Origin of the sequence: Exiguobacterium sp. A1_3_1 (assembly GCF_048985645.1) — a bacterium.
In the GTDB taxonomy this organism is placed as follows: Bacteria; Bacillota; Bacilli; order Exiguobacteriales; family Exiguobacteriaceae; genus Exiguobacterium_A; species Exiguobacterium_A indicum.
Genome location: NZ_WBYY01000162.1, coordinates 1 through 7,445, shown reverse-complemented (window position 1 = coordinate 7,445; position 7,445 = coordinate 1). Strand labels below are relative to the sequence as shown.

Sequence of the window (7,445 nt, the reverse complement as noted above, 5' to 3'; positions counted from 1 at the left end):
GTGTATAAGAGACAGCTCTTAAACCACTTGAGTACGCCTCCGTACTTCTCATAACAATGTTATGACTCGGTTGTTTTCCTGACATTAATTATGATAGCATCTGCCTTTTAACGTGTAAAGACCTTTTCTAAAAAAACTTTTTAAAATACAAAAAGGGGGATTACTCCCCCTTCTGACTTAAGCTTGAATCACTTCAAGACCACCCATGTATGGACGAAGCACTTCTGGAATAACAACTGATCCATCCGCTTGCTGGTAGTTCTCTAAGATCGCAGCTACTGTCCGACCAACTGCAAGGGCAGAACCGTTTAACGTGTGAACGAATTCTGGTTTTGCGTTCGCTTCGCGGCGGAAACGAATCTGCGCCCGGCGTGCTTGGAAATCTTCAAAGTTTGAACAAGAAGAGATTTCACGGTAGACGCCTTGGCTTGGCATCCAGACTTCGATGTCGTATTTCTTCGCAGCCGTGAACCCGAGATCAGCTGTACACATGCTCAATACTTGATACGGCAGCTTCAGCTTTTTCAAGACTGTTTCCGCTTGTCCCGTTAACAATTCGAGTTGTTCGTAAGACTCTTCTGGCTTGACGAAACGAACGAGCTCAACTTTATTGAATTGGTGCTGGCGAATCAATCCACGTGTATCGCGTCCGGCAGAACCTGCTTCTGAACGGAAACATTGGCTGTACGCTGCATAACCAATCGGTAACTGATCAGCTGTTAGGATTTCTTCACGGTGCATGTTCGTCACCGGAACTTCTGCTGTCGGTACGAGGAAGTAGTTCGTTTCTTCGACTTTAAATGCATCCTCTTCGAACTTCGGCAATTGTCCTGTTCCTGTCATAGAGTCACGGTTGACCATAAGTGGTGGTAAGATTTCTGTGTAGCCGTGCTGATCTTGGTGAAGATCCATCATGAAGTTAATCAATGCCCGCTCAAGACGCGCACCCGCTCCGCGGTAAAAGACGAAACGGCTACCTGTGACTTTTCCGGCACGCTCGACGTCGACGATTTTTAATTGCTCCATCAAATCCCAGTGTGGAACTGCTTCGAAATCAAACGCTGGTTTGTCCCCGACTTCACGCACGACGACGTTATCGTCCTCAGAAGAACCGACTGGTACGCTGTCATGTGGAATGTTCGGGATACCAAGGAGCAGCTGGTTCAATGTCGCTTCGACTTCACGTAACTCGTCGTCAAGCGTCTTGATTTCGTCTCCGACACTTCGCATCGCAGCGATCGCTTCATCTGCATTTTCCTTATTACGTTTCAGTTCAGCGATTTTTTTCGTTGCTTCATTTCGTTCTGCTTTCAATACTTCTGTCCGCGCAATTAATTCTCGACGTTTCTCATCAAGTGCGAGGAAACGTTTCATGTCCGTCAAGTCCTCTCCTCGGTGCGCTAACTTCTCTTGAATGGCGTCAAAATCTTGGCGTAATCGTTTAATATCAATCATCTGTAATTCCTCCTTTATGTCATAAAAAAAGGCGACTCGTCTCTTTCCGGTATTCCTACCGAAAAGGGACGAATCACCTGGATCCGCGTTGCCACCCTCATTGCTAGACACATCTAGCCAACTTAAGACGCGATAACGGGCGTACCCGCACCTTGTTCGCAAGGTGTGCGATCCGGCTCGATTCAATCCATCGATCTGACTAGTTCACACCACCCACTAGCTCTCTTAACAGTATCGATATATCTACTTGGTCCGTTCATAGCATCTTTATGAGATTAGCTTTACTTTACACCATCGCCTTGGAGGTTGACAAGAGCCGATTGTTGAATCGCTTGCTCAATTCGCTTCGACCAAGCCGTCCAAGCGCGGACGAGACGCGTCGGTACACTTGCGAGTTGAACGGCAGTTGCACTATACAAATTCACGCGTGGTGTTTCAAAACCAGGTAGATATATACCGTCATCCGCGACTTGCACCGTTCCGACGACTTCTTGTTTTGTGACGGGTGCCGTCGTTTTAGAGAAATCAAACCGTGGTTCCCGTGTCGATGCTCGCTTCGATACCGTCACATACAATGAGCCCTCCGTGACGACATCTAGCTTACGGACGGTTGCCCCTTTAATCGGAAGAACGTCTTTAATCCGTTCTCCTTTTCCGTAATACGTTAGTGGTTCGAACGTCGCAAAGCCATAATCGAGTAGTTTTTTCGTTTCCCGAAAACGGGCTTGATCCGAATCCGTTCGCATCACGACTGTAACAAGCGTCATGTTATCTCGTGTCGTCACACTAACAAAACAGTAACCAGCTAAATCGGTCATTCCCGTCTTCATTCCTCGCATGCCAGCATATGCGAATTTTTCCTTCGCTAGCATCTTATTCGAGTTGTTCAAGACTTCTCCATCGAGTTTCATCTGTGCTTTGCTCGTCACATCGAGGACATCCGGGTAATCCTTGATATAACGGATGACAAGTAACGCGATATCGGTCGCTGTCATCAAATTCGTTCCTGGAAGGGTCGCATCGACAGCATCAAGTCCAGACGCGTTCGCATACTCCGTGTCGTTCATTCCGAACTGTTTTGCTGTCTCATTCATCTTTTCAACGAACGTCGCTTCTGAACCAGCGACGGTTTCGGCTAGCATGACCGCTGCATCATTAGCTGATTGAATGAACGCCGCATTATACATTTCGCGAACCGTATATGTTTTTGGTTTTACTGGTACACGAGTGATACCAGACGTTTTTGCTAGTTTTAAGACTTTCTTGCTTGGTATGATTTTTTGATCCCACGTCAGTTTTTTGAGTTCGATTTGTCGCCGGACGAGGTAAAGCGTCATCAACTTCGTCATCGAAGCTGGTGGTAGAGAAACATCCGCTTCCGATTGAAGGAGGATTTTCCCTGTGACCGCATCGGCCAATATGTAAGACTCTGCTTGAATCGAAGGTGCTGCTTGTCCCGTCATAGGAAAACTTGTGAGCATCAGTATACTCAAGCAGAGTAGCAAGATTCGCTTCATCGTGTCTCTCCCTCACTTAATCATTCATTGTACGAATAGTGTAGCACAAAAGAAGCATCCGACAGTAGAGACTGTCAGATGCTTCCACGCTTTATGAACGGACGGATTGCCGCTGTTTGATTTTTTGTAAAAAATACTGATGTAAACGATTATCTTCCGTTAATTCAGGATGAAACGAGCACGCGAGGTGTAGCGATGTCTCGACAGCAACGATTTGCTCTTCGACTTTCGCAATCACTCGTGTTCCTTCCCCGACAGACAGAATCAATGGTGCTCGAATGAACACTGCCTCGATTGGTTCCTCAATTCCTTCAACCGGTAGCAATCCTTCAAATGAATCGATTTGTCGACCGAAAGCATTCCGACGGACTGTCATCGAAATCGCGTTGAGATGGCTTTGTCCTGCTTCGACAGCGGTTGCGAGTAGAATCATTCCGGCACATGTTCCGAACATCGGTAACGTCGCCGCTTTTTCCCGAAGCGGTTCCAGTAATTCATAGCGTTCGATCAATCGACGCATCGCGGTCGATTCGCCTCCTGGTAAGACAAGTCCATCCAGTTTCTCGAGATCGCTCGCTTGTTTGACGAGAACGACATCGACACCAAGACCTTCCAGCTGCTGTCGATGTTCACGGACCGCACCTTGAACATCAAGAATACCGATTACCATCCGCGTGTCGCCATCCGTTCCTCAAATGGCATCGATGTGACATCGATTCCATTCATTGCTGTTCCGAGTCCTTTAGATAAAGACGCGATCCGTTCAAAATCATCTTTGTACGTCACGGCTTCGACAATCGCTCGAGCGACACGTTCTGGGTGTTCTGATTTAAAGATCCCCGATCCGACGAAGACACCATCTGCCCCTAGGTGCATCATGAGTGCGGCATCAGCTGGTGTCGCGACTCCCCCGGCTGCAAAGTTGACGACCGGTAGACGTCCCTGTGTCCGAATATCACGTAATACTTCGTACGGAGCACCCCATTCTTTCGCAAATGTCATCAATTCATCTGGACTGACATGTAAAATCTGATTCAATTGTGCTTGAATTTGTCGCATATGACGAACGGCTTCGACGACGTTCCCAGTTCCAGGTTCACCTTTCGTCCGAATCATCGCGGCTCCTTCGGCGATGCGACGAGCAGCTTCCCCAAGATCACGTGCGCCACAGACGAACGGCACGGTGAACTCCGACTTAAGTAAATGATATTGTTCATCTGCCGGAGTCAGCACCTCGCTCTCATCGATGAAATCGACCCCCATCGATTCGAGAACACGCGCTTCGACGATATGACCAATCCGACATTTTGCCATGACGGGAATTGAGACCGCTCCGAGTACTTCTTCCGTAATCAATGGATCTGCCATTCGTGCGACGCCTCCATCACGACGAATATCAGACGGGACACGTTCAAGTGCCATGACTGCAACAGCACCTGCTGCTTCCGCAATCTTCGCTTGTTCCGCATTGACGACATCCATGATGACGCCACCCTTTTGCATTTCAGCCATTCCACGTTTGACACGATCCGTTCCTTGTTGACGTTCCATATCCATTCCCCCTTGGTTGACTTTCACTCCTTTAGTATACGGAATGTTGACACTTTTAAAAGTATCAGCTTATGATGATTTCAACAGGTCAGTTTACGAAGAAGGAGTCAGACGAGATGGACATGCTATCATTTCAACTCACGCGTAATCAGGAAAAACCACTTTATGAACAACTTTATCAACAGATCCGAAATGAAATCATTGCCGGTCGTTTAGCATACGGCACAAAATTACCATCTAAACGAAAACTCGGTCAATTTTTGAACTTAAGTCAAACGACGATTGAGCTTGCTTACCAACAACTCGTCGCAGAAGGATATGTCGAATCCATCTCACGTAAAGGTTACTTCGTTCTTGCCTATGAGGAACTCGCTTACGTTAAAACCTCACCCGTCATCGAACCACGTGTCACTAAAGAAAAACCAATCATCACATATGATTTTCATCCAAGTAAGATTGAAGGGATCTCTTTCCCGTTCGCTCGTTGGCGAAAGTATGCCAAAGATATCATCGATACCGATCACCACCCACTTGTCTCACTCGGTCATCCGCAAGGCGATCTAGCGCTACGCGAAGAGATTGCGACCTATCTCTATCATTCCCGTGGTGTCGTCTGTTCTCCTGAACAAATCGTCGTCGGTTCAGGTGTCGAGCAATTGTTGCCGCTCGTCCTCTTCTTACTGGGACGCGACGTCACGTACGGTATCGAGGATCCCGGTTATCATACGACACGCCTATTACTTGAAAATCATGAACGCATGATTGAACCGATTCGTGTTGATGCGAATGGATTACGGATCGATCACTTACAGGAATCAAACGTCGATGTCATGTATGTCACACCGGCACATCAATTTCCGTCCGGTAGCATCTTATCCGTCAACCGAAGACATCAGTTGTTGAACTGGGCGGCAATGGATCCGACCCGTTTTATCATCGAAGACGACTATGATAGCGAATTCCGCTACAGCGGTAAATCGATTCCGTCTTTACACAACATGGACAGCAATCGTGTCATTTACATGAGTACTTTCTCAAAATCACTCATGCCTTCACTACGGATCGGTTATATGGTCTTACCCGAAGTCTTACGCGCTCGGTATCAAACAGAACTATCACACTATACCTGTAGTGTCTCGCGCTTCGATCAAACGATCTTGACGCGCTTCATGAAAGAGGGCGACTTTGAACGACATCTCAACCGGATGCGTAAAGTCTATCGTCGCAAGCTCGACGTCTTAATCCAATCACTTCGCCGGATTCCTGCCTTACGATTGACCGGCGAAAGTGCGGGACTCCATGTCGTCGTTTCCGTAGCGAACGGGATGACGGAGCCGGAGCTCGTAAAGCGGGCACAACAACAAGGCATCCAAGTATACGGTCTTTCTCAATATGCCCAGTTACCGCTTCTCTCTGGTACACCTCAAATCGTACTTGGATTTGCGAGTCTCTCTGAGCAAGAGTTGATGGAAGGATTACGATTGTTGATGGACGCGTGGGATTTGCATAAATCATCATGAAAAAAGCCTCGCCTTTCTACTAGAGAAAGACGAGGCTTTTGTTTATTGACGTGTATAGTTCGATGCTTCTTTTGTAATTTGAATATCGTGCGGGTGGCTCTCTTGCAAACCAGCGCCCGTCATACGGATGAACTGTGTCTCTTCACGCAATTCTTCTAACGTTGCAGCGCCACAGTATCCCATACCTGAACGAATACCACCAACGAGTTGGTACACCGAATCGCCGAGTTTACCACGGTAAGCGACACGTCCTTCGATTCCTTCTGGAACGAACTTCTTGTCTGCTTCTTGGAAGTAACGATCTTGGCTACCGCGTTTCATCGATGCTTCAGAACCCATACCACGGTACGTTTTGAATTGACGTCCTTGGTAGATTTCCATCTCACCTGGGCTCTCTTCTACTCCTGCAAGTAAGCTTCCGAGCATGACAGCGTGACCGCCAGCAGCAAGTGCTTTTACGATATCTCCAGAATACTTGATGCCACCGTCAGCGATGATTGAGACACCATGTTTCCGTGCTTCTGTCGCACAATCGAAGACGGCTGTGATTTGTGGTACACCGACGCCTGCGACAACACGTGTCGTACAGATCGAACCAGGTCCGATACCAACTTTGATGACAGATGCACCGGCTTCAATTAAATCGCGTGTTGCTTCTGCCGTCGCAACGTTACCCGCAATGATTGGTAAGTTTGGATATTCTTCACGAAGTTCACGTACTTTGAGAAGAACACCTTCTGAGTGACCGTGTGCCGTATCGACGACGAGTGCATCGACACCTGCATCGACAAGGAACTTTGCACGTGTCGAAGCGTCTTTCGTTACGCCGACAGCTGCTGCGACGAGTAAACGTCCGAACTGATCTTTCGCAGCATGTGGATACTGTTCGACTTTTTCGATATCCTTTGTCGTGATTAACCCTTTTAATACACCGTTCTCATCAACGAGTGGTAACTTTTCGATGCGATGTTTGTGGAGAATCTGTTCTGCTTCAGCAAGGGACGTACCAACTTTTGCTGTCACGAGTTCTTCTGTCGTCATCACCGTTTCAATGACAGTCGAGTAATCCTTGACGAAACGAAGATCACGGTTCGTCAAAATCCCTACTAATTTACGCTCTGTTTCGTTATTAACGATTGGAACACCAGAGATGCGGTACTTACTCATCAAATACTCAGCATCGTAGACTTGACGCTCTGGCGTCAAATAGAACGGATTCGTGATGACACCATTTTCAGAACGTTTGACGCGATCGACATGTTCTGCTTGTTCTTCCATTGACATATTCTTATGAATGACACCAAGACCACCTTGACGTGCCATTGCGATTGCCATCGGTGCTTCTGTGACGGTATCCATCCCAGCACTGATCAACGGAATATTAAGTGTGATCCCTTCACAT

General features: G+C 47.4%; 6 protein-coding genes and 1 other annotated feature. Of the genes, 1 reads left to right on the top strand and 5 read right to left on the bottom strand.

The window, feature by feature from the left end; all coding sequences use genetic code 11:
- Positions 1-177: 177 nt before the first annotated feature.
- The 4 genes from serS to pdxS form a co-directional block, all read right to left on the bottom strand.
- Complete coding sequence (serS, locus tag F8N00_RS14600) at positions 178-1,455, bottom strand: serine--tRNA ligase (RefSeq protein ID WP_421018450.1); 1,278 nt, start codon at positions 1,453-1,455, stop codon at positions 178-180.
- A gap of 61 nt (positions 1,456-1,516) precedes the next feature.
- Positions 1,517-1,724 (bottom strand) — a binding site (T-box leader).
- A 12-nt stretch (positions 1,725-1,736) separates the two neighbouring features.
- Positions 1,737-2,972: a D-alanyl-D-alanine carboxypeptidase family protein gene (locus F8N00_RS14595; protein WP_075643184.1), complete on the bottom strand. Its 1,236-nt coding sequence runs from the start codon at positions 2,970-2,972 to the stop codon at positions 1,737-1,739.
- 91 nt (positions 2,973-3,063) lie between these two features.
- Positions 3,064-3,642, bottom strand: coding sequence for a pyridoxal 5'-phosphate synthase glutaminase subunit PdxT (pdxT, locus tag F8N00_RS14590; protein ID WP_055969536.1), 579 nt, complete (start codon positions 3,640-3,642; stop codon positions 3,064-3,066).
- Entirely contained in the window at positions 3,636-4,523 is an 888-nt protein-coding gene (pdxS, locus tag F8N00_RS14585) for a pyridoxal 5'-phosphate synthase lyase subunit PdxS (protein ID WP_075643185.1), read from the bottom strand. The genes pdxT and pdxS overlap by 7 nt, the downstream gene beginning before the upstream one ends.
- 116 nt (positions 4,524-4,639) lie before the next feature.
- Here pdxS and F8N00_RS14580 point away from each other — a divergent pair, with 116 nt between their 5' ends.
- On the top strand, positions 4,640-6,043 hold the full coding sequence (locus tag F8N00_RS14580; protein WP_075643186.1) for a PLP-dependent aminotransferase family protein: 1,404 nt from the start codon (positions 4,640-4,642) through the stop codon (positions 6,041-6,043).
- Between the two features lie 42 nt (positions 6,044-6,085).
- Here F8N00_RS14580 and guaB read toward each other — a convergent pair.
- A partial coding sequence (gene guaB / locus F8N00_RS14575; protein WP_421018449.1) for an IMP dehydrogenase occupies positions 6,086-7,445 on the bottom strand: 1,360 nt, incomplete at its 5' end.

Coding starts and splice junctions, on each gene's coding strand:
- serS (WP_421018450.1), bottom strand. CDS start 1,455: ATGATTGATATTAAACGATTACGCCAAGATTTTGACGCCATTCAAGAG.
- F8N00_RS14595 (WP_075643184.1), bottom strand. CDS start 2,972: ATGAAGCGAATCTTGCTACTCTGCTTGAGTATACTGATGCTCACAAGT.
- pdxT (WP_055969536.1), bottom strand. CDS start 3,642: ATGGTAATCGGTATTCTTGATGTTCAAGGTGCGGTCCGTGAACATCGA.
- pdxS (WP_075643185.1), bottom strand. CDS start 4,523: ATGGAACGTCAACAAGGAACGGATCGTGTCAAACGTGGAATGGCTGAA.
- F8N00_RS14580 (WP_075643186.1), top strand. CDS start 4,640: ATGGACATGCTATCATTTCAACTCACGCGTAATCAGGAAAAACCACTT.